25 protein-coding genes and 1 tRNA gene are annotated in these 25710 nt (G+C 66.1%); 12 read left to right on the top strand and 14 right to left on the bottom strand.

The genetic code is table 11. The features are described from left to right. Positions 1 to 92 precede the first annotated feature (92 nt). Both F3087_RS24415 and F3087_RS24410 read right to left on the bottom strand, forming a co-directional pair. Positions 93 to 2324: a serine/threonine-protein kinase gene (locus F3087_RS24415; protein WP_150404362.1), complete on the bottom strand. Its 2232-nt coding sequence runs from the start codon at positions 2322 to 2324 to the stop codon at positions 93 to 95. Between the two features lie 177 nt (positions 2325 to 2501). After that, entirely contained in the window at positions 2502 to 4016 is a 1515-nt protein-coding gene (locus tag F3087_RS24410; RefSeq protein ID WP_150404361.1) for a serine/threonine-protein kinase, read from the bottom strand. Between the two features lie 30 nt (positions 4017 to 4046). Between F3087_RS24410 and F3087_RS24405 the strand changes: the two genes are divergently transcribed. Both F3087_RS24405 and F3087_RS24400 read left to right on the top strand, forming a co-directional pair. Further along, positions 4047 to 4484 (top strand): DUF1707 SHOCT-like domain-containing protein, encoded by a 438-nt coding sequence (locus tag F3087_RS24405; RefSeq protein ID WP_150404360.1) that lies wholly within the window; start codon positions 4047 to 4049, stop codon positions 4482 to 4484. 228 nt (positions 4485 to 4712) lie between these two features. Then, positions 4713 to 5057 (top strand): hypothetical protein, encoded by a 345-nt coding sequence (locus F3087_RS24400; protein ID WP_150404372.1) that lies wholly within the window; start codon positions 4713 to 4715, stop codon positions 5055 to 5057. A 121-nt stretch (positions 5058 to 5178) separates the two neighbouring features. On the opposite strand, the gene F3087_RS24395 is transcribed toward F3087_RS24400, so the two are convergent. The 3 genes from F3087_RS24395 to F3087_RS24385 all read right to left on the bottom strand — a co-directional run bounded on the left by F3087_RS24395 (position 5179) and on the right by F3087_RS24385 (position 8417). Beyond that, positions 5179 to 6381 (bottom strand): YVTN family beta-propeller repeat protein, encoded by a 1203-nt coding sequence (locus F3087_RS24395; protein ID WP_223885306.1) that lies wholly within the window; start codon positions 6379 to 6381, stop codon positions 5179 to 5181. A 185-nt stretch (positions 6382 to 6566) separates the two neighbouring features. Beyond that, positions 6567 to 7901, bottom strand: coding sequence for an L-lysine 6-transaminase (gene lat / locus F3087_RS24390; protein WP_150404359.1), 1335 nt, complete (start codon positions 7899 to 7901; stop codon positions 6567 to 6569). Between the two features lie 63 nt (positions 7902 to 7964). Then, complete coding sequence (locus F3087_RS24385; RefSeq protein ID WP_150404358.1) at positions 7965 to 8417, bottom strand: Lrp/AsnC family transcriptional regulator; 453 nt, start codon at positions 8415 to 8417, stop codon at positions 7965 to 7967. Positions 8418 to 8529: 112 nt separating this feature from the next. On the opposite strand from F3087_RS24385, the gene amaB reads away from it, so the two are divergent. After that, positions 8530 to 10059: an L-piperidine-6-carboxylate dehydrogenase gene (gene amaB, locus F3087_RS24380; RefSeq protein WP_150404357.1), complete on the top strand. Its 1530-nt coding sequence runs from the start codon at positions 8530 to 8532 to the stop codon at positions 10057 to 10059. Positions 10060 to 10107: 48 nt separating this feature from the next. Here amaB and F3087_RS24375 read toward each other — a convergent pair whose 3' ends face one another. From F3087_RS24375 to F3087_RS24360, 4 genes are all read right to left on the bottom strand, one after another. After that, positions 10108 to 11361, bottom strand: a complete 1254-nt coding sequence (locus F3087_RS24375; protein WP_150404356.1) for a cytochrome P450 family protein — start codon at positions 11359 to 11361, stop codon at positions 10108 to 10110. Next, on the bottom strand, positions 11358 to 12746 hold the full coding sequence (locus tag F3087_RS24370) for a hypothetical protein (RefSeq protein ID WP_150404355.1): 1389 nt from the start codon (positions 12744 to 12746) through the stop codon (positions 11358 to 11360). The genes F3087_RS24375 and F3087_RS24370 overlap by 4 nt, the downstream gene beginning before the upstream one ends. Beyond that, positions 12746 to 13579, bottom strand: coding sequence for an acyl-CoA thioesterase (locus F3087_RS24365; RefSeq protein ID WP_150404354.1), 834 nt, complete (start codon positions 13577 to 13579; stop codon positions 12746 to 12748). The genes F3087_RS24370 and F3087_RS24365 overlap by 1 nt, the downstream gene beginning before the upstream one ends. 529 nt (positions 13580 to 14108) lie before the next feature. Beyond that, positions 14109 to 15818 carry an MDR family MFS transporter gene (locus F3087_RS24360; RefSeq protein WP_150404353.1) on the bottom strand — a complete coding sequence of 570 codons (1710 nt, stop codon included), beginning with the start codon at positions 15816 to 15818 and terminating at the stop codon, positions 14109 to 14111. 293 nt (positions 15819 to 16111) lie between these two features. Here F3087_RS24360 and F3087_RS24355 point away from each other — a divergent pair. From F3087_RS24355 to F3087_RS24320, 8 genes are all read left to right on the top strand, one after another. Beyond that, positions 16112 to 16185, top strand: a tRNA-Met gene (locus F3087_RS24355). 230 nt (positions 16186 to 16415) lie between these two features. Beyond that, a complete protein-coding gene (locus F3087_RS24350) occupies positions 16416 to 16634 on the top strand; it encodes a hypothetical protein (RefSeq protein WP_150404352.1) in 219 nt (72 codons plus the stop codon). 490 nt (positions 16635 to 17124) lie between these two features. Beyond that, positions 17125 to 17403, top strand: coding sequence for a hypothetical protein (locus F3087_RS24345; RefSeq protein ID WP_150404351.1), 279 nt, complete (start codon positions 17125 to 17127; stop codon positions 17401 to 17403). A gap of 234 nt (positions 17404 to 17637) precedes the next feature. Further along, positions 17638 to 18015: a DUF4258 domain-containing protein gene (locus tag F3087_RS24340; protein ID WP_191094119.1), complete on the top strand. Its 378-nt coding sequence runs from the start codon at positions 17638 to 17640 to the stop codon at positions 18013 to 18015. Between the two features lie 115 nt (positions 18016 to 18130). Further along, complete coding sequence (locus tag F3087_RS24335) at positions 18131 to 18550, top strand: toxin C-terminal domain-containing protein (RefSeq protein WP_150404349.1); 420 nt, start codon at positions 18131 to 18133, stop codon at positions 18548 to 18550. Further along, the gene (locus F3087_RS24330) at positions 18543 to 18935 is read left to right on the top strand and encodes a hypothetical protein (RefSeq protein WP_150404348.1); all 393 of its coding nucleotides are present in this window, start codon (positions 18543 to 18545) and stop codon (positions 18933 to 18935) included. The genes F3087_RS24335 and F3087_RS24330 overlap by 8 nt, the downstream gene beginning before the upstream one ends. A gap of 20 nt (positions 18936 to 18955) precedes the next feature. Continuing rightward, positions 18956 to 19252: a hypothetical protein gene (locus tag F3087_RS24325; protein WP_150404347.1), complete on the top strand. Its 297-nt coding sequence runs from the start codon at positions 18956 to 18958 to the stop codon at positions 19250 to 19252. A gap of 300 nt (positions 19253 to 19552) precedes the next feature. Further along, complete coding sequence (locus F3087_RS24320) at positions 19553 to 20656, top strand: DoxX family protein (RefSeq protein WP_191094118.1); 1104 nt, start codon at positions 19553 to 19555, stop codon at positions 20654 to 20656. A 1-nt stretch (position 20657) separates the two neighbouring features. Here the strand turns inward: F3087_RS24320 and F3087_RS24315 are convergent, their stop codons facing one another. Further along, a complete protein-coding gene (locus F3087_RS24315; protein ID WP_150404345.1) occupies positions 20658 to 21788 on the bottom strand; it encodes a class I SAM-dependent methyltransferase in 1131 nt (376 codons plus the stop codon). Between the two features lie 105 nt (positions 21789 to 21893). Further along, the gene (locus F3087_RS24310; RefSeq protein WP_223885305.1) at positions 21894 to 22376 is read right to left on the bottom strand and encodes a DUF2511 domain-containing protein; all 483 of its coding nucleotides are present in this window, start codon (positions 22374 to 22376) and stop codon (positions 21894 to 21896) included. A gap of 57 nt (positions 22377 to 22433) precedes the next feature. On the opposite strand from F3087_RS24310, the gene F3087_RS24305 reads away from it, so the two are divergent. Next, positions 22434 to 23480 (top strand): glycosyltransferase family 2 protein, encoded by a 1047-nt coding sequence (locus F3087_RS24305; protein ID WP_191094117.1) that lies wholly within the window; start codon positions 22434 to 22436, stop codon positions 23478 to 23480. On the opposite strand, the gene F3087_RS24300 is transcribed toward F3087_RS24305, so the two are convergent. The 3 genes from F3087_RS24300 to F3087_RS24290 are packed head-to-tail and all read right to left on the bottom strand — an operon-like array spanning position 23481 to position 25698. Beyond that, positions 23481 to 24356 carry an ABC transporter ATP-binding protein gene (locus tag F3087_RS24300; protein ID WP_150404343.1) on the bottom strand — a complete coding sequence of 292 codons (876 nt, stop codon included), beginning with the start codon at positions 24354 to 24356 and terminating at the stop codon, positions 23481 to 23483. A gap of 17 nt (positions 24357 to 24373) precedes the next feature. Beyond that, on the bottom strand, positions 24374 to 25153 hold the full coding sequence (locus F3087_RS24295; protein WP_150404342.1) for a hypothetical protein: 780 nt from the start codon (positions 25151 to 25153) through the stop codon (positions 24374 to 24376). Beyond that, the gene (locus F3087_RS24290) at positions 25150 to 25698 is read right to left on the bottom strand and encodes a hypothetical protein (RefSeq protein WP_150404341.1); all 549 of its coding nucleotides are present in this window, start codon (positions 25696 to 25698) and stop codon (positions 25150 to 25152) included. The genes F3087_RS24295 and F3087_RS24290 overlap by 4 nt, the downstream gene beginning before the upstream one ends. Positions 25699 to 25710: the final 12 nt, after the last annotated feature.

The following is a 25710-nucleotide window of genomic DNA, read 5'->3' as shown; positions in this document are numbered from 1 at the left end:
ATCCACCCCTTGAACCCAAGTCGGCCGATACCAACACCAGTTCCCCTTGATCATGAAAACCTATTCTTCCCGGCCCGACGATCAGGCCGGCGTTAGTCCAGGCGGACCGAGACGCCGTTGGAGAGGACGAAGTCGTGTAGTTCCAGGTGGGTTGGGGTGGTGCCGGGTGGTACGTCGAAAACCATTTGGGTGGTGGCGGATTGGCCTGGGGTCAGCTCGAACGATGAGCTGTAGCCGTGCTGGGTGGCCTGCCACAGGGTCGCGGTGATGTTGTGTTCGAAGGGGGTGCCCTGTGCGTCGAACAGACGTTGGCCGACCGGGAGGAACCACTTCGACTCGTCGGAGATGTTGCGGACATCGAGGGTGACGACCACGAACGAGCCTGTCGCCGACTGGAGCCCGACGCGGTGCACATCGGTGTCGACATCGCGCACGACGAACTCGAACTTGCCGTCCCGCACCGGCGTACCCGCGGCCGGAATCCCCGGCGCCTCAGGCTGATCCGGTGGTGCCGGATTCTCCTCGGCCATCGCCGTCGGCCGCGGCGCACCGGTCCCACCCGAGTCACTGGCCCGCGTGCCCGCCAACAGCGCCACACAGCCCGCCGCCAACATGAACGGCGTCAGGAACATCACCACCAGCGCCCCGATCACCTTGGACAGCACCCCGCCGCGCTTACGCCGCCGGCGACGCACCGGCACGATCGGCCGTCGAGGATCCGAATACCGCTGATACTTGGGCGGTTTCGCTGGCGCCGGGAAAACCTTCCGCCCATACCCGACCGGATACCGCTGCTGCGGCGCACCCGGTCGCGACTGCATCACATGAGGGCCCGCCGCCGGACCGGCCGGCCCTGGCTTCGACGGAACCGAACGCGGGCGCACCAGCGCACGCAATCCCCGAGCGGCGGCCTGCACGACCGAGCCTTGCTGCGGTGCAACAGGATTCGATGGGCTTCCGTCCCACCCCGCAGCACCGCGCTGCGGAACTATCGGATACGCGGGCCCTAGATACGGTGAAACTGCGCGCGGCGATCCTGGATGAGGCTGCAGCGGGGGATAATTCGCACGTAGCACGTCGAGCCGAGTCTCCACTCGAGTCGGCGTCGGCCCCGGCTCGGGCATAATCTTCGTCGGCGCAAGCGGTTTCGCCCCATGGCCGGCAGCCCTCGGTTGCCCGCCCCGATTCGCTATAGGTCCAGATTGCGGCACACCCCACGCCGGCAGCACACCGCCCGTTCGACCGTCCTCCACACGAGCAACTGTGGGACCGGACTGCGGCGCGCCCTGACCAGCCTCGACCGGCTGCGCAAATCTTCCGTGACCGGTCTCCACCTCAATCGGCTGCGCGAATCCTCCGTGACCGGTCTCCAGACGGGTAGGCGTAGGGCGCGATGACGGCACGCCCCACATCGGCTGCGCGTGTTCCGCTCGACGGGTCTCGACCCGAGTGGGCGTGGGGCCGGATTCCGGCAAAACCTTGGTCAGCGCAGGCGGTTTCGGCGAAGCAGGCGGGCGGGTACCGATCGCGGCGTGTGCCGCAGCGGCGAAATCTCCCGCGGTGGAGTAGCGATCGGCAGGCTTCTTGGCCATCGCGCGGGCAATGACCGCATCCAACGCAGCCGGAACCGCGGCATTGCGCGATGCGGCACGAGGCGGGTCGGTCATCAGGTGCGCATGCATCTGCTGCGCAGGGTCGGTATCGCCGTAAGGCCTGGCGGCAGTGAGGCATTCGTACAGAACACAACCCAGCGAGTAGACATCCGCCCGCGCGTCCGCCTTACCGGTGAACCGCTCCGGCGCCATGTAGGCCAGCGTCCCGATCGCCAATCCGGTTGTCGTGACCGCGGTTTGGCCGATCCCGTGCGCGATGCCGAAGTCGATCAGATACGCGAACCCACTGGAATGCACAACGATGTTGGACGGCTTGACATCTCGATGCACCAGCCCGGCCCGATGCGCCACCTCCAGCGCGAGCGCCACCTGCCCGACGATCCCGACCGCCGCGGCCGGGGCCAGCTTCCCGGCGGCCACCTTGCTCGCCAGATCATGCCCCTCGACGAACTCCATATCGATGAACAACCGCCCATCGATCTCCCCGAACCGATGGATCCGCGGAATATGCGGGTCGCGCAGCTTGGCCACCACCTCGGCCTCGCGCTCGAAGCGCTTGCGATACCCCGCATCCGCCGCGAGCTCGGTCGGCAGCAGCTTCAACGCCACCCAGCGCGTGCCCGCGTCGTCATACGCCAGCCAGACCTGCCCCATGCCACCCCGGCCGAGTAACCGCTCCAGCCGGTATCCCCCGAATCGCACCTCCCCCATCGCGAACCTCCAGTCGTCGTCGACTTGTCCAGGCCCGGCCCGCCGGTCTCCGATCAACCACGGCGACACCGGAAAACACCAGCTCACGCCGCGAACACCAAAGAACCCAACCTCTTCGGAGCCTAACCCCGCCCCGCGCGACCGGCCAGTGTGTCGTCAGCAACACCCGGCGATGCGTTATTTATCGTTGCCGTGTTTGCCATGCCCGTTGCCGTTGCCGTTGCCAGGCGAGTCCTCCCGACCCGGCTTCGGCGGGTCCGGCTTCGGAAGATCCGGCTTCGGCGCGGCCGCCTTGGGATTCCCCACCGCCGCCGGCAGCCAATTCGCGAGACCGCTGATGGTGGCGACGCATTGCAATGGCGTGCCGTCCCCGCCGATGCCGCGCACGTCCACTGCCGGATCGCATGGCTGCCAGGCGACCGGCGCGGTCGCGACCACCGGTGCGGCCTGCACCGGCGTCGATACCTGCGGCACCGGGGATTGTGCGGGGACGACCTGCGGCCGAGACTCGGACGACGGTGCCGCAGCCGTGGTCGTCGGCACCGATGTCGGCGCCGCCGAATCCGATCCGGGCCGCCCCGGCCGCCCGAGCCACAGCGCGGCACTCACCGCCACGAGCAGCGCTACCAGCACGGCGACCGAAAGCCGAGATCGCCTCCGCTGCCGTGAATCACGGCCCGAGCGCGCAGCGGGAACCGAACGGACACGCCGGGTTCCGTCCCCCTCGGCGTCGGCGGTCACCTCACCACCGCCCAGAGATCCGCGCTTCGCGCCCGAACCGTTCGTCCACATCGCCGTCGATTCTGCCCCTTGAAACATCCGCGGCAGCACAGCTGTGGTCGGCCGTGCCACGGCCGCGGTCTCCACCGTCGGCACGTCCAGCCCGGTGATCGCGGCGTACGCGGCCGACGCGAACTCGCTCGCACTGGCGCACCGCTGCTCGGGAACCTTGGCCATCCCGCGGGTGATCACCGCATCCAGACCGGCGGGCACCGCCGGGTTCCAGTCCGCGGCGAGCGGCGGCGAGGTCATCAGGTGCGCGTGCAGCGATTGCGCCGCGTCACCGTTGCCGAACGGCCGTTGCGCGGTGAGACATTCATAGAGCACACAGGCCAGCGCGTACTGGTCCGAGCGAGCATCGCCGGCACCGACGAAACGTTCCGGCGCCATATAGGCCAGGGTGCCCACCACATTGCTGCTCGTCGTGATCGCCGGCTGGTCGGCCCGGTACGCGGTGCCGAAGTCGATCAGATGCGCGAGCCCGGCGGCGTCGACCATGATGTTGGCGGGTTTGACGTCGCGATGCACCATCCCCGCCCGGTGCGCGGCGTCGAGCGCCTGCGCGATCTGCACCACGATCGCCACCGCCCGTGCGGGCGAGAGCTGCCCCTCGCGCCGGAGCAGGGTGGCCAGGTCGGTGCCGTCGATGAACTCCATGTCGAGATAGAGCCGGCCGTCGAACTCGCCGAACGCGTGGATCGCCGCGAGGTGCGGTCCACGCACCTGCGCGGCCAGCCGCGCCTCCCTGGTGAACCGCTGACGGTAGGTCGGGTTGTCCGCGACCGTGGCGGACAGCACCTTCAACGCGACGACCCGATCGGCGATGCTGTCGTGCGCACGCCACACCTGTCCGGTGCCACCGCTGCCGAGCAATCGATCGAGGCGATAGTGGCCGAACCACGTCTCACCCATAGTGCCGAACCTCCCGCTAGCCTTTTCCTCATGGAGGACCTACCCGATATTCGTATCGGCACCGCGGAACGTGAAGCGGCGATGCAGCGACTGTCCGATCATTTCGCGGCCGGACGGCTCAGTGTCGCGGAATTCGACGAGCGCAGTGCGGTTGTCGCGGCCGCGGTCACGCGCGGAGACATCACGCCGGTATTCGCCGATCTGCCGGATCCGCTGGTCAAAGCGGCGGCGGTACCGGCGAAACCGGAGTCCGGATTCCTCTCCGAATGGCCGGAGCGGGTGATGGCGGTGATCCCGATCCTCGCGGTCATCCTGTTCTTCGTCACGGGCAGCTGGCTGTGGTTCCTCGCCATCCCCCTGATGGGCGCCTTGCTCTTCGGCAGCAGGCACAACCATGACGACCGTGACCGCGATCGCCGACGGGATCGCGGCGACCGCAGGAACCGCGGGCAGGATGCCATCGACTGATTGCCACGGCGGCCACATATTCGGGTGCATGACCGACGCGCCCTGCGCACCGGCATCATCGGCGTGATCGAACCCGGCTGGGCCGCCGACCTCCTCGTCGTCACCGGCGATCCGCCCACCGATATCACCGCGCGACGCGGTACTGCGGGACGGCCGCATCGTGGTCGACCGCTAGCCTCGCGGTATGGAGCAAGCGACCCCGAAGCACCGCGCCGAGCGTGGACGCTGATGGAACCGATCGAGATCAACGCAGGCACTTGGTATCTGCGGGCATTGCGCGCCGACGACCGCATCGACGACCGGCCCGCACTCGCTGCGGGCGGCATCACCGACCCCGGCTACGTCGCGCTGCGCACCGCCGGATGGGCCGAGGAATCCCACTTCTCCTGGGCGGTCTGCGAACCGACGACGGCGGAAATGGTCGCCGAGGTAGGCGCGCGCCCCACCGGCGACGGCACCGCCGAACTCACCGGCTGGGCCCGCGCGGGCTACGAGCCCGCCCTCGAAGCGGGCCTGACCACCATCCACCGCTTCATCGAAGGTGCCCTTGGCCTGCGCGCCACCGCCCGCTGACCCCCGCGCGTCGCCGCAACCGACGCGCGTCCAGACGACGCCGCGCACCTCTTCGCCGCCCGCGCACGTTATTGCCGGCGATATGGTGCGCGACACCACGAAATGTGTGCGGCGGCAAGATCTACCGCATGACTCCGGTGTGCCCGGTGGAGTAGCGACCGGGCTGCGGCCAGACGGTCAACCCGTGCGCTCCCTTGCCGACGGGGATGCGCGCCAACAGATTCCAGTTGACGATATCTACGGCGTAGACCTCGCCGTGATGGCGACCGGACACCCAGAAGACGCGGCCGTCGGCGGAGATGTTGCCCATGTCCGGACTGCCGCCGCCGGGCAGGAACCACTTGTGCACCAGCCGATTCGCGGCGAAGTCCCAGACCGAGATGCTGCCTTCGTGCCGGTTGGTGATGAGCATCTGGCTGGAGTCGCGGGTCACGTAAAGCCCGTGCGCCCCTTTGCCGGTCGGCACGAACCCACTGTTCTCGAAGGTGCTCGCGTCGACGGTGTAGACGCCGTCCGCGACCATGTCGGCGATGAAGAACGTGCGCCCGTCCGGCGACAACTTCACGTCCTGTGGCATGCCGGAACGCCCGTCCGGCAGATCGATCATCTTGACCACCGTGCGCTGAGCGACGTCGAAAACCAGCATCCGGCCGATGAATTCGCAACTGACCAGCGCGAACCGGCCGTCGGCGGTGAAGTCCATGTGATCGACGCCCGCACAGTCGGGCACCGCCGTCGAGTACAGCTTCTCCCAGCTGTGCGGATCGTAGAAGTCCAGCGACTTGTCCGCCTCGGCCACCACCACCGCGAACTGTCCGTCCGGCGTGAAGTACATGTTGTACGGGTCGCGCACCGGAATCGGTTCGCCCGCAGTGCCGGTGCGCGGATCGATCGGCAGCAGGCTGCCCGAGCCGATCGGCAGATCATTGGTGACGTACAGCGTCTGCATGTCGTAGGACGGCACCACGTGCTGCGGTTCTGCACCGCCGGCCGGGAAGTTGTCGATCACCTCGAAGGTGGCCGGATCGATCACGGTCACCGTGTGCGACTGGCTGTTCGGCACGTAGACCAGCGAACGATGTTCCGCCACAGCCGGACTCAGTTCCCGGTCGGCGGCGTAGACATCGGTCGGTGACAGCGGCGGCGGCATCCCCGGTAGCAGAGTGGCCGGGTTCGGAGCGGGGGCGGCGGCCGCGACGGTGGCGGTGGGAGCGGCGACCGTTCCCGCTTCGCCGGCGGCGCAACCGGTTACGGCGGTCAGGACCGCGATCGATACGACGAGAGGATGGGGCGCGCGGCTCGAGTACGTGCGCGGTCGGTTCACGCGCTGCACCGTGCCAGGGGGTGGTGAAGACGAGATGACATGGGTGCGAAGCCTAAGGGCTGCCGCCGGCATTTCCTGGCAGTCCGCGCCGGGAAAGGAAGTTTGCCGGAAACATCCGGTTAGACCGCAAAACGCTCGGTCCGCCCGACGGAGTTCCGTCGGGCGGACAGTGCGTGAAGCCTCGCTTACTCGAAGCCGGCGAGCACCCGATCCAGCGCGTCCACCGCCGCGTCCAGCTCGGCGATGCCGACGGTCAGCGGCGGACGGAATCGAATGCTCCGCTCACCGGTACCCAGGATCAGCACATGCTCCCGCTCACGCAACGCGGTCAGCACCTCGTCGCGCAGCTGCACCGACGACACGGTGACCGCGCACATCAGCCCACGTCCCCGCGGTTCGGTGATGCTCGGATGCTGCGCCGCCAGGGTCTGCAGCCGCTCGAGCAGATGCGCGCCGAGCGCCCGCGACCGTTCGATCAGCGAATCCTGCTCGAGTACCTCGAGAATGCGCCGCACCCGCACCATATCGGTGAGGTTGCCGCCCCAGGTCGAGTTGATCCGGGAGTTCACCACGAACACGTTGTCCGGCACCTCGTCCACGCGCCCGCCCGCCATCACGCCGCAGACCTGGGTCTTCTTGCCGAACGCGATGATGTCCGGCTGCACGCCGAGCTGCTGGTAGGCCCAAGTGGTGCCGGTCATGCCGACGCCGGTCTGCACCTCGTCGAGCACGAACAGCGCGTCGTTGTCGTGGCAGAGCTGCTGCATGGCCTGCAGGAACTGCGGCCGCATGTGCCGGTCGCCGCCCTCACCTTGGATCGGCTCGGCGATGAAACACGCGATGTCGTGCGGGTTTTCGGCGAACGCACGCCGCGCCTGATCGAGCGCGCGGGCCTCGGCCTCGTCGATGTCGAAGTCGTCGCTCAGGTAGGGCGCGTCGATGCGCGGCCAGTCGAACTTGGGGAATCGGGCGGTCTTCACCGGGTCGGTGTTGGTCAGCGACATGGTGTAGCCGGTGCGGCCGTGGAACGCGCCGGTCAGGTGCAGCACCTTGGTGCCGAGTTCCGGTGCGCGGCCGTTGCTTTCGTTGTGCCTGCTCTTCCAGTCGAACGCGATCTTCAGCGCGTTCTCCACGGCGAGCCCGCCGCCGTCGATGAAGAACAGGTGCGGCAGCCGGGGATCGCCGAGCACCCGGACGAACGTCTCGACGAACCGCGCCATTTCCACGGTGTAGATGTCGGAGTTGCTCGGCTTGTTGAGGGCTGCGGTCACCAGCTCTTCGCGGAAGTCGGCGTCCTCGGCCAAGGCCGGGTGGTTCATCCCCAGCGCGTTGGACGCGAAGAAGCCGAACATGTCCAGGTAGGAGCTGCCGTCGCGTTCGTCGACGAGTGTGCAGCCGCGGGACTCCTGTAGGTCCAGCACTAAATCGAAGCCATCAGCGAGGATGCTGGCCGACAGAATCTCGTGCACCCGGGCGGCGGGGGTGACCGCCGGGCGGGTGCGTTCCAGTTCGATGGTCACGCCATCGAGGATACGAAAATTTACGGTTTCTGTACAGGAAAGCGGATTAATTACACGTAACGGCTACCTGTCATAGAATGTCTGCAGGATGATGGTGCTTCGAGTCCTGACGTTGGCGGTCGCTCTGATCTCCTGCAGCAGCTGCTCGAGGTGCCGCGGCGAGGCCACGCGGACCAGCAGCATGTAGCTCTCGTCGCCCGCCACCGAGTGGCACGCCTCGATCCCGGGGATGTGCTGCAACACTGCGGGGGCGTCATCCGGCTGCGAAGGGTCGAGAGGAGTGATCGCGACGAATGCCGACAACAGCTGGCCGAGTGCCTCCGGGTCGACATGCGCCGTGTAGCCGCGGATCACCCCGCGCGCTTCCAGCCTGCGCACCCGCGATTGCACGGCGGACACCGACAGGCTCGCCTTCTCGGCCAGGTTCGACAAGGTGGCGCGCCCATCGGCCATCAATTCACGAATCAGCAGGCGATCAATGTCGTCGAGTGCAGGTCGTGCAGGTGTATCCGCCATCAGCGGAGACTAACCCAGGCGGACCCCCTCGTGGCAGAAACCTCACCCCGATCCTCCCAAGACATGGGACAGATATGCCGCAATGCGGCCGAAAGGTACGGCGGAGCAACAGATGACGGATGTACTCGGCGACCAGACCACCCGGGAACTGGCGGAGCGCGCGGCGGCGGTGCTGCGCGGGCTCGGCGTGGAACCCCCCGAATCGGGCGACCTGCCCGCCCGCAGCCCCATCACCGGAACCCAGCTGACCACCCTGCGGTCCAGCACATCGGCCGAGGTCGAGGCCGCAATCGAGCGCGCGGCCACGGCCTTCGGCGGCTGGCGCACGGTGCCCGCCCCGATCCGCGCCGCGGTGGTGCGCAGGCTGGCCGAACTGCTCACCACGCACAAGAGTGAGCTCGCCGAGCTGGTGACCTTGGAGGCCGGCAAGATCGGCCCCGAGGCCGCGGGCGAAGTGCAGGAAATGATCGACGTCTGCGAATTCGCGATCGGCCTGTCGCGCCAGCTTTACGGCCAGACCATGCCCTCGGAGCGGCCGGGCCACCGGCTGATGGAGACCTGGCACCCGCTGGGCGTCGTCGGGGTCATCTCGGCGTTCAACTTCCCGGTGGCCGTGTGGGCGTGGAACACCGCGATCGCGCTGGTCTGCGGCGACACCGTGGTGTGGAAGCCGTCGGAGACGACGCCGCTGACCGCGCTGGCCTGCCACTCGCTGTTGCGGCGCGCGGCGACCGACGTCGGCGCGGATCCCGAAGTGCACCAGCTGATTCAGGGTGGCGCGGAGATCGGCTCGCAGCTGGTGGACGACGAGCGGGTGGCGCTGGTGAGCGCGACCGGCTCGGTGCGGATGGGCAAGATCGTGGCGCCACGGGTGGCCGAGCGGTTCGGCCGCTGCCTGCTGGAGCTGGGCGGCAACAACGGCGCGATCGTCACGCCCTCAGCGGATTTGGAGCTGGCGGCGCGCGGCATCGTGTTCGCCGCGGCGGGCACGGCCGGGCAGCGGTGTACCTCGCTGCGCCGGCTGATCGCGCACGCCGACGTGGTCGGTCCGCTGGTCGAGCGGATCGAGAGCGCGTATCAGCAACTGCGCGTCGGCAATCCGCTCGAGGACGGGGTGCTGGTCGGTCCGCTGATCGACGGCCGGGCCTACGCGGGCATGCGTGCCGCGCTGGACAAGGCGCTCGCCGACGGCGGCGAATTGATCTGCGGCGGTGAACGAGTCGACGGTTTCGGCGACGACGCGTACTACGTGCGGCCCGCGATCGTGCGGATGCCGGCGCAGACCGCGGTGGTGCGCGAGGAGACCTTCGCGCCGATCCTGTACGTGCTGACCTATCACGACTTCGACACCGCGATCGCCCTGCACAACGAAGTGCCGCAGGGACTCTCGTCCGCGGTCTTCACCTCCGATCAGCGCGAGGCGGAGCGCTTCCTGGCCGCCGACGGCTCCGACTGCGGCATCGCCAACGTCAACATCGGCACCTCCGGCGCCGAGATCGGCGGCGCGTTCGGCGGCGAGAAGCAGACCGGCGGCGGCCGCGAATCCGGTTCGGATTCGTGGAAGGCGTACATGCGCCGGGCCACCAACACGATCAACTACTCCGCCGAACTGCCGCTGGCACAGGGCATCAAGTTCGGCTGATCGACGATTCGAGGGCCCAGATCACGACTGATCTGGGCCCTCGGTCGGTCAGTCGATCACGGTCGGCAGGGTTTGCAGACCGCGCAGGAAGGTGCTCGGCCGCCACTGCACCTCGTCGGCCATCTTCATGTTCGGATACCGAGCCAAGATCTTCTCGAAGGCGACCTTGGCCTCCAGCCGGGCCAGCGGCGCGCCGACGCAGTAGTGGATGCCGTGCCCGAAGGCCAGGTGCCCGCCCTTGCTCTTGCCGGTCTGACCGATCTCGATGCCGTGCGGGTTCGCGAACTGACTCGGATCGTGATCGGCCGCGGCCAGCGACACCGACACCAGCTCCTCGGCCGGAATGTCGATGCCCGCCAAGGTGATCGGCTCCGAGGTATAGCGCAGGGTGGCCAGGTGGACCGGGCCCTCGTGCCGCAGGAACTCCTCGATCGCCGCCGGGATCTGTTCCGGCGTCCGGGTCAGCTCCTCGTAGAGCACTCGATCGCGCAGCATCGCGTAGAGCCCGTTGCCGATCAGGTTGACTGTCGTCTCGTGGCCGGCCACCAGGATGAGGAACAGCATCGCGATGAGCTCCCGGTCGCTGAGCTTGTCCCCTTCGTGATTGGCCATGATCAGCTGGGACAGCAGGTCCTCGCCGAGATCCTTCGCGCGCTCGGCGACCAGCCCGATCAGATAGGTGGCCAGTTCGATGCTCGCCGCACCGCGCTCGGCCGCCGTCGCGTAGAACGGTGAATTCGCCGCCGCCACTTGATCTTCGGCGTTCTCCGCGGACGCGGCCGTCATGGTGGTCGACAGCTCGCGGAACCGCGCGCGATCGGCCTCCGGCACGCCGAAGAGCTCGCAGATGACCGTCATCGGGATCGGCAGCGCGTAGTCGGCGATCAGGTCGACCTCCGGCTTGCCCGCCATCTCGTCGAGCAGCCGATCGGCGAGCGCATCGATGCGCGAGTGCAACTGCTCCACGGTGCGCGCGGTGAACGCCTTGGTCACCAGCCTGCGCAGGCGGGTGTGGTCCGGCGGGTCGGAGCTGAGCATGTGCTCCCACAGGTCCGTGCTCACCGTCGTGTAGGAATCGCCGGGCCGCAGGCGAGTCGTGATCGGAGCCAACGCCGCCGCGCCCTTCTTGATCCGGCCGTCGGCGAGCACCTCACGCGCCAGCTGATAATCGACCACCAGCCAGGAGGTCAGTCCGTTGGGCAGCAGGACGTGATGGATCGGGCCGTGTTTGCGCAGTTCGTCGTACACCGGGTGCGGGTCGTAGACGAAGTCGGTGCCCAGTTTGATCAGTGGCTTGGTCATGAGAACTCCCTGGCTGTCTTGCTTGTGCTGCCGCCGCCGGTGCTGACCTGCAGCGGGGTCAAACCCCAGGCCTCGGCGATCAGTCGCGCCAGGAAGCCCAGTTCTTCGTCGGTGTGCGCCATTTCGGGTTTGAGGCTCTCCAGGACCCACTGGATCTTCCCGTCGAACTCCGAGAGCCAGGTCGCCAGCGCGATCGGCTGCCGCCCCGCCTGTTCGGTGTCGATGCCCTGGAACACGCCACGCATCACGAAGGCGGTCGGCTCCGCGCCGTGGCGCATCACCGTCGGCACGAACGGGTCCAGAACGCCCATGTTCGAACACATTCCGACGGTGATCGGCGGGGTGTCGACGAGCCGTTCGACCACGCCCTCGGGGAGCACATCGATCAGCTCCGGCGGCATGTTCCGCGGGCGCGAGATGCCGCCGGCGCCCACGCCGTGCACCGTGCTGAACCCGTCCTTGCTGGCGGCGCGCAGCGGGCCGAGGTCGAATCGATCCAGCCACTCCCGCTGCACCATGATCGGCACGCGGGCAAAGGAATTCGAATCGATCTGGTCTTGCTCCCGGAGGATGCGCACGGCGGTCATCAACACCAGTGGGGTCGTCTCGCCGACCGATCCGCAGTGTCGCAGGAGATCGGCGACCAGCGCGAGGTAGAGGGTGTTGGCGGAACCGCCGCGCCGGGCGGCGAGCTCCTTCCAGTGCGCCGCGTCGAAGGTGGCGATCACCGAGCCTTCGCGCCAGCCGAGCGGTGCGGGCTCTTGCGCCCCTTCACCTTTGGCCAACGCCTGGCGTATCGCCTTGCGGTGCGCCGGATCTCGATAGGCGCACCGCGCCTCCGAAACCACCTCTCGCGCAACGGCGATGCCGCGATTCATGCCGTCCTTCAGTTCGTCGCGGAGCCGGACGACGTCGTTGAGCCCCTCGGTCGTGGCGACTTCCGGTTGCACCAGTCCGATGGCCGCCATCAGTCCCGCGTGACCATCGGCGATGGCATGTGAGGCGACGCAGGAGCAGACCATGCCGCCGGATCGAGTGGGTACCGCCGAAAGCCGCCACCCGTAGCCGTTTTCCGGATCGAGCGGGTACTGCGCCTGATCGTTCGCCCAGGCCAGCGCGGCGGCATCATCGATCGCCGCACGCTCCAAGCTCAACGGCAAAGCGGTGTTCGCGAGGACCCAGCGCCATCGGGCGAACGGCACGCGTGGTCGCCGCACGCGCCGCATGAACGGGCCGGAGCGCAGCTGGGCGTACATCTCGCTCAGCTGATCGTCGGTGAGCCGGTTCGCCATGACGGTCACCGTCTGGCTGATGACCGGCGCGCCGTAACCGTGGTGTAGTCGCAGAAAAGCCTTGTCGGTGAGGCCGACATACACGGGGGCCATCAGGAAGCCTCCCGATCCAGCAGGTCCGCGGCGTCCGACAGGAACGCGGGCTCGGCCAGCCGCAGCATCCGTTCCTGCGCGACCATCGCCACCAAGTCGCCGCTGCGGCTGAATATCCGGCCCTGGGTGAAGGCCCGGCCGCCGGCCGCGGACGGCGATATCTCGTCGTAGAGCAGCCAGTCGTCCACCCGGAACGGGCGCATGAACCAGATCGAATAGTCCAGCGCGGCGGTCTGGATGGCGATGCCCGGGTGCGCCGCGACGGCCGCGCCCAGGAGCGTCATGTCGCTGGCGTAGGTCAGCGCGCAGCTGTGCGTCACCGGGCAGTCCGGCAGCTCGCCGGTGTATCGGAGCCAAACCTGTTGGCGCGCTGCGCAGGTCGCGCCGTCCGGTACCCGGCGAATATCCCAGCCGTCCCATTCGTTGCCGGTGTCGCCCATCCCGATGGGCGCCAGGTCGTCCGGTTCAGGGGCATCCGGGCACGGGTCGGCGTGCCGCACGCCGTGACCGCCGACGTGGAACGAGGCGACCATCAGGAAGGTCTCCCGGCCGTGCTGCAACGCCCGGATCCGGCGCACCGCGAACGATCGGCCGAGCTTGACGGTGTCGACCAGGTAGTCGATCGGAATCTCCGGCGTCGTCGGCCGGACGAAGTACCCGTGGATCGAATGGACCGAGAATCCGGCGTGCATCCCGGACGAACCCGCCGCCAGCGCCCGCGCGGCCACCTCGCCGCCGAACGTCCGGACCAACGCGGTTCGGTGCTGGAGCTTGCCCCGAAAGAAGTTCGTGTCGATTTGCTCCACCGCCATTGCGTCGAGTAGTTCAACCATGGTCAACCTTCTTTGCCGTGTTCCGATATCGGCGACCACGCTGTCGCGCTCTCCAACCCCTGCGGCAGAGCGGTGGATCGGACCACTTCGCGAGCCGGTGGGTAGGTTTCGCATCGCAAATCGATGACTTTTTCATCTCATCATGCGACACCTTGTATCAGATACAGTGAACCCCCAGCTAATACAGTTCAAGGTGCTGTAATCCATTTCACAGACAGGCCGGGACGTCTTTACATAATTCCTTCCGTCTGGAACTACCCGAATCGCCCATACGCACCAGAATTGGCGCTGAGCTGCGAGGATGTAATCGTTCAGATTCCTACAGGCAGGAACCATCGGGCGACCCCGACGATCGACTCGTCGGTCCGATAACTACGCAAATCGGTCACCGGAGCGCGGTTAACCATTCTTTTGCGAGTGGTCGAAAAACCGCCTTCGGGCCGCGAATATCGCCACCATTAATAAGCAGTTAACAGTTTGCAACACGGATTTCAAACTGTCCGATTCCTGCCTATTCCGATGATTATCCCTATTCGGGACCACTTCCGTCCGCACGCGCATCGGCGTCGATCCCGCCGGATTCCCGCAGCGGAATCTCCTTCCAGAACAGCACCATCACCAATGCGACCAGGGCGAGCACCGACGCCACGACATACACGGTCGACATGGCCTCGGCGAAGCCCGTCTGCAACGGACTGGCCAGCGTCGGGTTCAGCTGCTGGATCACCGAACTGTCGTCGAGCACCTTCTGGACCGCGGCGGAGTCGTGCTGGACCAGCCCCTGCGCGAACGCGACGTCAGCCGGGTTGCCGCTGTGCAGCCCCGCGATGACCGCCTGCTGATAGGCCGGGTGCGTCGAGGCCGTCTCGATCGCGCCGGTCACCTTGGCCGGCAACAGCCCGAACAGCGTTGACAGGAGTGCCGCGACCCCGAGCGTGCCGCCGACCTGACGGAAGAACGTGGCGGCCGCACTCGACACGCCCATATCCGCGGGAGCCGCGGCGTTCTGGATCGCTAAAGTGATGGGCTGCAACAGATTTCCCAGCCCCACTCCGGTGATCGCCATGAAGATCATGGTCCGCCACAGCGGCGTGTCCGGAGTCAGATAGTGGAACAGGAACAAGCCGACGGCGACCGTCGCGGTGCCGATGATCGGGAACGCCCGATAGCGCCCGCTCCGCGCGATGAGCCGGTTCGACACGATCGAACCCACCATCAAACCGCCGACCATCGGCAGCAGTTGCAGACCCGCCGCGATCGGGCTGGCGCCCCGCACGACCTGCAGATACTGCGGCACCAGAATGATGCCGCCGAACAGCGACGCCCCCACCACCATCGCGATCGCGACACCGAGCGCGAAAGTCCGATTCCGGAAGAGCCGCAACGGAATCAGCGCCGCGTCGCCCATCTTCGCTTCGATCCCGACGAACGCGATCAACCCGGCCACGCCGATCGAATAGCAGATCACCGCGCCGACACTGGTCCACCCCCAACCGCGCCCCTGCTCGGCCACGATCAGCAACGGCGCGATGCCGGCCGCGAACGCGACCGTGCCCAGCCAGTCGACCGGCCCCCGCACCGGGTCGCGTTTCGGCATCCGCACCACCCGATACACCACCACCAGCGCGATCAAGCCGACCGGAACGTTGATCAAGAACACCCAGCGCCACCCGGTGATCCCCGCAATCGTGTGCTGGCTGGCGAACAGGCCGCCGAGCACCGGCCCGATCACGCTGGCCATCGCCCAGGTCGCCAGGAAATGCCCCTGGTACCTGGCTCGTTCGCGCGGGCTCACGATGTCCCCGAGGATCGCCGACGCCAGCGACATGAGCCCACCGGCCCCCACGCCTTGAATCGCCCGGAACACCGCCAGCTGATACATCGATTGCGCCACCGTGCACAGCAGCGATCCGCCGACGAATATCACGATCGCGGCGAGCAGAAATGGCCTGCGACCGTACATATCCGACAATTTGCCGTACAGCGGCGTGGTCAAGGTCGCGGTGATCAGATACGCCGTGGTGACCCACGCCTGCAACGAATAACCGGACAGATCGTCGGCGATGGTCCGGACCGCGGTCGCCGTGATCGTCTGATCCAGCGCCGCCATGAACATGCCCAGGACCAGGCCACTCAGAATCACCAGCACCTGCCGATGAGTGAAGCCCGCCGGACCACCCGCCTGCACCGCGGGCGCGTCGCCCCGCTCGGTCCGATGTCCGCGATGAGTCAGCGCCATCAGCAACTCCTGAAATAAGAAAACCGCACATCAGTTGTTGAACTGCGGCCATTCCCCATCCCCGGACCGCGGCGACCAAGCGCCCACAAACTAAGCAGCAACGATAAACCTCGGTCACGATTCGGGAAACGTCGAGTGATGTCTATCTCGAGTTCCATATGTTTGTGACTCAGGCCACACTGGTCTCGCCCCGGCTGCCACCTGGCAAACAGGCCTCCCACCACCCCTACGACACGCCCCACCAGGCGTTTTCGTATCCAGCCACTCTGTGTGTAAGGTTGGGGAACACCCGACGCGGGGTGGAGCAGCTCGGTAGCTCGCTGGGCTCATAACCCAGAGGTCGCAGGTTCAAATCCTGTCCCCGCTACAACGAAAAGCGGCTCGGAACAACACGTTCCGAGCCGCTTTTCTGTTCAGATGGCACGCTCCGCGTGCAAACTACGGCCGGCACTTGCTTCCCGGCCCCGTCGCGATCACCCTCGAATTCGTCACGTCCAGTACGAAATACGCGGCCGGAACCTACACCGTCGGCCGCGGGGGCCCGACCGCGATCCGCGGCGGCCGATCGCGTGTATACCCCGACCCGAGGAGTCCGGGATGTCTACCCACGAACACTGGTACCTCACCTACGAGCGCGACGTACTCGGCGCACCCGGCAAGCCATGGCCGACCAAGCGCCGCTCGACATCGCAGCCCGAATCACCAGCGGCACAAGAACCGCCCCAGGTTGCCGAGAAAGACCACCGCGGGTCGCTCCTCAACACACTCCGCGCCGCCTGCCGCGCCGTCACCCAGATAGCCCACAGCACATACTGACGCCGACCGCCACCGCGCTACCCGCCGAACTCGCACAACCGCAACGCTTTACTGCGCACCGCACCAAGACTGACCTGGTCGCGCCCGCCGCGCAATGACCTGCTCGATATCCGCAGCACCGCCCTGCCTGCCCAGCTTTGTCATTGAGCGAGCACGCTTTTCCGCGTGCAAGATGCCTCGACCCGTGCCAATGCCACACCCTCGCCGCGTCGTTGGCAGCCATGTGGCAGCCGCAACACCAGCCTGCCCATAACCAGTTCGGCACCTATTGCCCAACGTTCCGGTACTGCGATCTCATTGCGATGGATCCGAGCAGATCGGAGTTTCGCCAACCCGCGCAATGCCCGCCTGAGGCCGGGTCGCATATTTGTAATATGCAGTGCCACAATACATTTGGCAGTCTTTTCTTGCTTTCGCGATCGTGGCGCAGCACTATTCTCGCTTGCGATCGACGCAAACCTGCGTCGGCATTACACAGAGGATTTCACTCATGACAAAACTGCGCTTTGCCGCTGCAATCGCGGGAATCTCGGCGGGGATCAGCCTGCTCGGCTTGCCGGCCCAAGCATCCGCTGACACTCCGGTGCGGGGTCCGGCTATTGCCGTCGCACAGCAGGTCCCCGGATCGTTCGACGTCGCCGAGATGTACTGCGCACCTGGACAAGACGGCAAGATCGTGTGGATTCAAGACGGGTTCTACGAATGCAAGCATGTGGGTGACTACAAATTTGTCTGGGTCCCTCGGCCCGACCGTGGTCCGCAGGGCTGATTCTCCGACCGCTTCGGTAATTGCCTAACGCTCTATCCGATGGCCTCCGGCAGACGTTGGAGGCCATCCAGCCCCACCACACCGACTGCCAGCCGGGTGCCAAAAGCGCCTCAGGCCAATGCGATCGGCCGCACGGCGATGCAGGATAAGTCCGTCGGGGGGCGATCGGGTCGGCTGCCTGACCGACAACAGACCGGGCTGCAGGAGCTCGGAATTCATCAAGGAGGGGAACCCTTGCGATCGATCATCCGTATGGCGGCGCCGCCGCTGGCGGCCTTTGCCATTCTCTTGTCCGGAATGCCCTTCGCTGCCGCGACTTCCACCGTCGCACCGGATATCAGTCCCATATCCGTCGTGGCCGACCGGGCTGCCGCGGTAACCGATATCCGGTTCGACGAGGTCGCGGGACGTCGGCCCCACTACATCGCCGGCTACACAGATCACGCGCGTCAGCGAATGGCCGAGCGGAGGATCAACGAGAGCCAGGTCGAAGACGCCATCCTCAGTAAATACGAGGGGCAATGGCAGCCCGAACACCGCACCTGGAAGGTGACCTGGGGCGGGATCTCCGTGGCGATCAACGAGGACGCCACCATCGTCACCGTCATGTAGCAGCCTTTCGGCCGCCGTCGTAGCAGTCGGCTGCTATGGCGGCGCCCGAAGCACTGATAGCCAAAGCGTTTCAGCTCGGCGGCCTTGCCGAGCGACCTCGACGATCGGAAATACCATGAAGACTATCCGCAAATCCTTTGTCGCACTGCTGTTCGCAGCGCTGCCACTGGTCGCGTTGACCAGCACCCAGGCGGCTGCCGCACCCGGCTCCGACTCCCCAGCGCTCGCCGCGCCGATCGCCGTCGAAACCGACGCCCCTGGTGTGCCATTCGGATTCCAGGCCGTTGCGGGCAAGCGATTCAATGACGGCGAGGACCGGGCCGCCGCCCAAGACCTCGGCTACGCTGAAGCCAAAGTCGGCAAGAGCCACGGGTGCCTGATCTTCAAGCACTCGAAGAAGAATCTGTACATTACGCAGGACGTCGACGGCCACAACGGGGGGCGCTGGAAGATGGCGAGTTCACCGGAAGGGCTCGGCTCGAAGCAGACCCGGATGGGCACGTACGACGAAGACCTCAACCGGATTGGTGACTGACTTGGATCATCCGAACAACGGCACTGCGGACGCATCACCCGCCACCGGACAATGGCAGATACGGTTCGAGCCCGGGGCGACCAAGGAAGCGATCGAGCGGATCGCGGATTTCGCAGTCGCCGAAGGTATCTGTGGTCCCGACTCCGTGGATTTCGTCCGCGCGGGGCGGGATCCCAGATATTGGTACTCGGGTGCGTTGGATCGCGATGAAGTCGATGCTCACCGCCGGACGTTGCGCGCAGTATTGAACGACGAACCGCTGACCGCTGAGGATTTCGACCTGATGCGCGAGTCGATCCGGCAGTTCGACGACTGGCTACGGGACCTGGCCTATCCACGCGAAGCCAGCTACGACGCGGACACCACGTTCTTCGACTTCGACTGACAAGAAACAGGAGCACCATCATGTCCGAGCCCAGAGCACACCGGTGGCAGATCCTGTTCCCGGATGGGTTGTCCGAAGCGCAGGTGACGCGGCTAGCGGAGTTCGCCACCGACAGCGGTATCGAAGAATCGCTGCACGGTGTCGATGACCGTTCGGTGTTCCGCTACGACTACGACCGAGCGACGGTGGAGCTGTATCGCCACCTTTTCCAGAAGATCCTCGGCCGCACCGAACTCACCGCGAACAACCGAATGGTCTTGGCCGATCGTCTCGCGGAACTCGACACGTGGGCCGAATCAACGACCATGCCTGAATAATTCGCCGAGCCACGAGCAATGTGACGCTCGCGCCGCCGGCGAGCGAAGGACTGATTTCGAATGTCAGTGATCACGCGTGCACAGCCGCGGCAGGAACAGCGCGAAGATTCCGCGGTCAGCGCATGGAACCTGCTGACCCGCATCATTTTCCGCTTCTGCGTCGTGCACTTCGGTCTGTACTGCTTATTCACCCAGATCGTCAGCCCTATTCTCGGATTCCTGAGCAGACCATCCGCCGGACTGAACGCAGGCTGGCTGATGACACCAATCGTCGATTGGACGGCCGCGCACATCGTCGGTGTGCGCGAGCCGCTGGTGCACGTCGCAACGGCGAGTAGTGACCGGACCTATGACTGGATCCTGCTGTTCTGCCTGCTCGTCATTGCCGCCGTGGCAACCCTTGTCTGGTCCGTCCTGGATCGCCGTCGTGGCAATTATGTGAGGCTGCTTGCCTGGTTCCGATTGTTCCTGCGGTTCAACCTGGCGGGACAACTCCTGCTGTACGGCGTGGCTAAATTAATGCTGACGCAGATGCCGTCACCCCCGCTGACCACGCTGGTGACACCATTCGGTGAGCTGACACCGATGGGACTGCTCTGGTCCTCCGTCGGCGCGGCGCCGGCCTACGAGATCCTGATCGGCAGTTTCGAGGCGGTCGGTGGGTTACTGCTGTTGTTGCCGCGGACGACCACGCTCGGCGCGGTCCTGGGCGCAGTCGGACTGACCCAAGTCTTCGTGCTGAACCTGACCTATGACGTTCCGGTCAAGTCCATGTCATTGCACCTTCTGTTGATGAGCGGATTTCTGCTCGCGCCCGAACTCGGCCGTCTGCTGGATGTCCTGTTGTCCCGTCGGCCGGTCGGACTTTCGACACTGCCACCGCTCTTCCGAACCAGTCGACTGAACCGGATCGCTCTGTTCGCACAGATTTTCCTCGCGCTGTGGATCACGATCCCCATCGTCCAGGACTGCGTCACGGCGTGGGGCGAGCACGGCGAGGGCCGACCGAAACCACCGCTGTTCGGGGTGTGGAATGTAGAGCGGCTGATATCGGACGGGCAGGAAGTCGCACCGCTGACCACGGACGAGCGCCGATGGCGCCGGGTGTTTTTCGAATATCCCGACGAGTTCAAGTTTCAGCGGATGAACGACTCGATCGGCTTCTATCGAGCCACCGTCGACCTCACGAACCACCGATTGGAACTGACCAGATTCGACCGGCCTACGGAAATCAACACGTTGGCGCTGGATACACCGGCACCGGACCGCCTCACGCTGTCCGGCACGCTGGACGGACACCGAGTGGAAATCTCGCTGCGGCAGCTCGACTTGGACTCACTTCCCTTGCTCGGACGGACATTTCACTGGGTTCAGGATTATCCCTACAACCCGAACAGTCGATAGTTCACCTCCCCCGGAGCCAGGACGGTGCACCACCGTCCTGGTTCTCGCCTTTCTCGAGGAATGCCATGTTGTGGTAGAAGTGCATCCCCGTGATGCACGCGTCGGTGGGTCCGGATTCCCTGCCATCGATTTCCTCGTAGTTCAGGCCATCGATCATGGCCTTCAGAAACCCTGCACTCGTCGACGTGTCCGTGTAAATGCCTGCCTTGCCGCCGAAATGGGGCCAGTAGGACGTTTGAAGGTCCTCGATCACGTAGATCCCGCCGTGGCGCAGAGCAGGGAACAACGCGTTGAAGGTGGCGATCACGTGGGCGCTGACATGGCTACCATCATCGATGATGATGTCGAGCGGCCCGGTCACCTCGACGACGTGGGCCAGGTCCGCTGCCGAGGACTGGTCGGCTTGCAGGACTGTCATGCGCTGCCCGGACAGCGCGGACTTATCGATGATGTCGATGCCGAATACCGCGGCGCGCGGGAAGAACCGCCGCCACATCCGCAAGGACTCGCCGCCGCGCCGCGGATCGGCGTAGCCACCGACACCGATTTCCAGAATAGTCAGAGGGCGATCTCGCACTGCCTCGAAATGCTTCTCGTAATGTCGCGGATACTGATGAACCCCCCATTTGTCCGAGCCGTACCGCACACACAGCTCGGACAATCCCGCCTGATATCCGCGGTCGGTCGAATCCATCAGCCGCCGAACGGATTCGAACGCCGGTTGCGGCCTGCCGAACGACTCAGGGTCAGAGACGTCGTCCCAGCGAAGCACCCGTGTAGCGGACGAGGCCGCGCAGCGCGGCCCGAAGACGCTGCGCACCAGCTCGATCAACGACTGTTCCACGGTGGCCGCGACGCGCCCCGAAGCCGGCGCCCACAGCATCTCCGAGCCATCGTCGGTTATCCGCACCACCGCTTCGATATCCGCCGTGCCGAGAAAGAGCCGGAACAACACCTCAACCGGCGGGCACCCGCGCAAATCCACACGATCGAGGACCTCCCACAGAACCGCACGCGCGGCCGATTCGACGCCCATCGACTGGATGCTCGCGGCGAGGACGGTGTCGCTCGCACCTGCCGCATCGATGAGTCGCGCTAGGTCAGAGCGGGCCACTGTCACATGCTGGGTCATGCCGCGACGCTGGCACCGATCCAGCGCCGCGTCAACGAAATGGCAGTGAGTGTGCAGTGCCCATTTCCTCTGCGCCGCAGCGAATATCGACCCCGAACCCCGGATCTACCTCGCGAACTGACACAACTGAAGCGTCCGGCTGCGCAATGCGCCGAGGCTGATCTTGTCACCCCCGGAACCGCTGGCTCGCAGCGGTTCGATGCTCGGCATGCCGGCCTGCTCGGACTTGTCGTTGAGCGCGTATGCCTTGCCGTCGGGTGCGACGAAGACCGCCTGCTCGCCCGCACGGCATTCGATGGTGCCGCGATCAACGGTGAACGGCCAGAGGTAGCCGAGGTTTTCGCTGCCGATCGCCTGGCTGCTCGAGGTCGGTTCCGGCAGCGGCACCGGGCTCGGATGCGCCGGATCCTTCGGCCCGGAACCGCCGCCACACGCGCTGATCGTCAGCGCGCCGCAGCACGCGACACCGACCAGCAATAGTCCTCGGACCTGCGAGATCATCTTTCCTCCAAGCGTATCGGTGTTCGTGTACCTATTACGTTGCACACTGCCAAGTTTCGGTTCACGAGCGACGCTGTCAGCGGTCATCGCGACTGCGGGCGGATAGGGTCGGTGCGGAATCCACCCGCACCTTTGGGAGAGCAGTTGTCCGTTCATCGATCGTCCCGCATCGACATCGTCTGTCCGACGTTCAACCGTTCGACGGCGATTCGGGCGACGATCGACAGCGTCCTGGCCCAGACCATCGAAGACTGGACCCTGCTCGTGGTCTCCGACGGCTCGACGGACGACACCGACGAGGTCGTCCGCGCCTACCGAGACCCGCGGATAAAGCTCTTACGAGTCGAGCGGTTCGGCCACCCCGGCGGCCCGCGCAACGTCGGCGTCGCGGTGGCGACGGCGCCGTTCGTGGCCTACCTCGACCATGATGACCGATGGCTGCCAACGCATCTGGCGACGCTGCTCGGCTTGCTCGACGCAGGTGCGACCTTCGCCGCCACCGGGTGCATTCGAGTCGACGAGAGCGGCAACGAGGTCGCGCGCAGCGGGTTCGCCGACCATGTCTGGCACCCCGAATTGCAGACCACCAACGCTATGTTCGAGCCGTCTCGCGTCGGCCACGCCCGCGGGCTGCTGGCAGAGGTCGGCGGGTGGACGACCGTGCACGCCGGCTACGAAGACTGGGATCTGTGGTTTCGGTCCGCGCGGCACGGCTACCACTTCGACATCGCCGTCGAACCCACCGCGATCCTCACGATCTATCCAGCCTCGCGGCGCAACGGATTGCGTCCACCGCAGGCGGTGGTGTTGCAGCGAGTCGCAAGCCGGACCGTCGCCGAGGCGGTTGTCCAGGCCATCGCCGAGGCGGAGTATCGGACTGCGGCGCGCACGGCATACCTCACCGAAATCTCTTCGTGGTATGCGACTTTGGCACATACCGGGCGCTTCCGGCTGGCCGCCGGCGTAACCCCGGACACGGTCGAGGCAAACCTCCGCGAATACTTCACCGCTCACCAGAAGCCCTGCGTACTAGAGGAATTGAGGTTTGCGCCGATGGGTGATCAGTACGTGCTCCTGCTTCCGCTGTGGTGCGCCACCGCGACACACGCGCAAGCGATCGGCCGCATACTGCACGAGCGGTTTCCCCAGCAGCACACATATCTGCGGGAACTGGTCAGCGCGACCAGTTGATCACCGCGTTGCTGCCCTGGCGGCACGCAGTAACGCGATGTAGCCGTCGTCCAACGTCGGTGGCACCGGGCGTGATTCGGGCGGTGGTACCGGCCCGACGATTCGATACTCGGTGCCATCGACGGTGCTGGTCACATTGACGACGGTGAAGTCGCCGAGCGGCTCGGTGGCGGCGCGCACCAGATGAGTCTGTCCCTGGGCCAAGGCAACCAGTCCGCCGGTCGTGCCGTGGTACGCCAGCTTGCCTTCGGTAAGCACCGCGGCCATCGGGCAGCTGTGCGCCACATCATCGAGGATGTGCGTGGACAGCACGACCATTCGATCGCCGCCGAGTTGGCCGAGCAGGCTGCGGAAGCGGATCCGTTCCTCGGGGTCGAGGCCTGCCGTCGGTTCGTCGACGATGATCAGCTTCGGGTCGCCGAGCAGGGTCTGCGCGATGCCGAGCCGACGCTTCATACCACCCGAGTATCGTCCGATCCGTTGCCTGCCAACCGATTCCAATCCGACTCGGTCGAGCAAACTGTCGATCTGTGACCGTCGGGCCCGCTTGTCGTCGATGCCCTTGAGCAGAGCGACATAGTCGAGGAACTCGCGTCCGGTGAGATCCGGGTAGAGCGCGAGCTCTTGCGGCAGATAGCCGAGCAACCGCTTCACTGCGGTCCGCCCCGCGGTGGTAGCCATGTCGTGCCCGCACACCGACACCGTGCCGGACGTCGGCCGGATCGTTCCCGTCAGGATGCGCAGGAGCGTGGTCTTGCCCGCGCCGTTCGTGCCGAGCAATCCGGTCATGCCTTCGGTCATGGTGAGGTCGATCTCGTTCAGGGCGACGGCGGGCCCACGATAGACCTTGGTCAGATTGCGTAGCGTAATAGTCATCCGAACTCCATTCCGGCTCAACGACTCTCGGCGAGTATCAGGTGGCCGATCAGAAAGGCGAGCAACGTCGTCGCGAGCGTCAGCGCGAGAGCGGCGACGGCGGGCGCGAGGCCGGCCGCCGGGTGCAGCCAGCCGCCGTCCGGCTGCGCCAGCACGACACCGAGCCATTGCGCCGCTTGATAGTCGCCCAGCGGCGACAACACCGTCTTGGCCACCGTCGGGATCGGAACCAGTGGCGTCAGCGCCGTCGCCCAATACCAGAACGGCACGGTAAGCACGCGGGCGACCGCGCTCGGCAACAGCAGACTCACCACGTTGGTGAGCACGGTGAGCAGCAGCGACCCTGGCAGCACGATGGTCAGCAGGCCGATCACCGCCGCGACAAGCGGTCGTGGCCCGCTCGACGTGATCGACAGCCACAGGCCCATGACCAGCAATATCAGCACACCAGGAACCGACGCGACCAGCCATGGTCCGAGCAGGATCCCGACCGATCTGGTCCGTCCCCCGGCCGGCGTGGCATCGAACAATTCACGCAACCCCGGTCTGCGCTGACCCGCGAGCCGGTCGGCCAGCGCGACGGCGATACCGATCGATCCGAGAAAATTGAGCAACAGCGCGGTATCACCGATCGCAGCGATCGCATCGGTCCGGTTCCGCCCACGGGGAAAGCCGCCGAGCAGCATGATCAACGCGCAGAGCGGAATCAGCGACAGCCACACCACCCGGTGCCGGAGGGCAAGCAAGGCTTCGTAGCGGATGGTCGCGCCGAGCGCCGCGGCGGGCACGCCCCTCATCCGCGTGCTCCACGCAACTGTGCCTCGCTGTCGGCGACGCGCAGCGCGGCAGGCCAGGCGCACAGTGCCGAGATGGCCAGCAGTATCGCGGCTTGCACCGGCACCGCGCGGGCAACCTGATCCAGTATCAGCGATTTCGTCAACCATGCGGTCGTGACGATCGCGGAAGCACCTGCGGTGGAGCGGAACTCGACGATGACGTAGGTCGCGATACTGATCAGCGCCAGCGCGAAGACCATGTTCCCCACCAGTAGAGCGCCTGCGCTGTCGCGCACCACGGGCGACCCGAGCAAGGCGATCAGCAGCACCGCGCAGCTCGCCGAGGCCACCACCAGCGCGACGCGACGCGCGACAGTCAGCGGGTACGGCGTCCGTACCGTCAGCTGCAGTTCGATCATCTGCTCTCCGCCCAGCGCCGCCGCGGTGGTCAGTCCTGCCGCCAACGCCACGGTATCGACCGCCGCGACCTGCGCGGCCGGACCACCGCCCAGGGCGACGAGTGCGATGCTCAGCACTGCGGCCACGGCCGGCGGCAGCGTCAGCACGCTTCTCCCGCA

Origin of the sequence: Nocardia colli, assembly GCF_008704205.1 — a bacterium.
GTDB lineage: Bacteria > Actinomycetota > Actinomycetes > Mycobacteriales > Mycobacteriaceae > Nocardia > Nocardia colli.
The sequence above is the reverse complement of the archived record's forward strand: the minus strand, read 5'-3'. Positions and strand labels throughout refer to the sequence as shown.

Coding starts and splice junctions, on each gene's coding strand:
- amaB (WP_150404357.1), top strand. CDS start 8,530: ATGACGGATGTACTCGGCGACCAGACCACCCGGGAACTGGCGGAGCGC.
- F3087_RS24345 (WP_150404351.1), top strand. CDS start 17,125: ATGACAAAACTGCGCTTTGCCGCTGCAATCGCGGGAATCTCGGCGGGG.
- F3087_RS24370 (WP_150404355.1), bottom strand. CDS start 12,746: ATGGCCCCCGTGTATGTCGGCCTCACCGACAAGGCTTTTCTGCGACTA.
- F3087_RS24350 (WP_150404352.1), top strand. CDS start 16,416: ATGTCTACCCACGAACACTGGTACCTCACCTACGAGCGCGACGTACTC.
- F3087_RS24325 (WP_150404347.1), top strand. CDS start 18,956: ATGTCCGAGCCCAGAGCACACCGGTGGCAGATCCTGTTCCCGGATGGG.
- F3087_RS24405 (WP_150404360.1), top strand. CDS start 4,047: ATGGAGGACCTACCCGATATTCGTATCGGCACCGCGGAACGTGAAGCG.
- F3087_RS24410 (WP_150404361.1), bottom strand. CDS start 4,016: ATGGGTGAGACGTGGTTCGGCCACTATCGCCTCGATCGATTGCTCGGC.
- F3087_RS24375 (WP_150404356.1), bottom strand. CDS start 11,361: ATGACCAAGCCACTGATCAAACTGGGCACCGACTTCGTCTACGACCCG.
- F3087_RS24310 (WP_223885305.1), bottom strand. CDS start 22,376: ATGACCGCTGACAGCGTCGCTCGTGAACCGAAACTTGGCAGTGTGCAA.
- F3087_RS24385 (WP_150404358.1), bottom strand. CDS start 8,417: ATGGCGGATACACCTGCACGACCTGCACTCGACGACATTGATCGCCTG.
- F3087_RS24300 (WP_150404343.1), bottom strand. CDS start 24,356: ATGACTATTACGCTACGCAATCTGACCAAGGTCTATCGTGGGCCCGCC.
- F3087_RS24415 (WP_150404362.1), bottom strand. CDS start 2,324: ATGGGGGAGGTGCGATTCGGGGGATACCGGCTGGAGCGGTTACTCGGC.
- F3087_RS24400 (WP_150404372.1), top strand. CDS start 4,713: ATGGAACCGATCGAGATCAACGCAGGCACTTGGTATCTGCGGGCATTG.
- F3087_RS24335 (WP_150404349.1), top strand. CDS start 18,131: ATGAAGACTATCCGCAAATCCTTTGTCGCACTGCTGTTCGCAGCGCTG.
- F3087_RS24295 (WP_150404342.1), bottom strand. CDS start 25,153: ATGAGGGGCGTGCCCGCCGCGGCGCTCGGCGCGACCATCCGCTACGAA.
- F3087_RS24315 (WP_150404345.1), bottom strand. CDS start 21,788: ATGACCCAGCATGTGACAGTGGCCCGCTCTGACCTAGCGCGACTCATC.
- F3087_RS24365 (WP_150404354.1), bottom strand. CDS start 13,579: ATGGTTGAACTACTCGACGCAATGGCGGTGGAGCAAATCGACACGAAC.
- F3087_RS24360 (WP_150404353.1), bottom strand. CDS start 15,818: ATGGCGCTGACTCATCGCGGACATCGGACCGAGCGGGGCGACGCGCCC.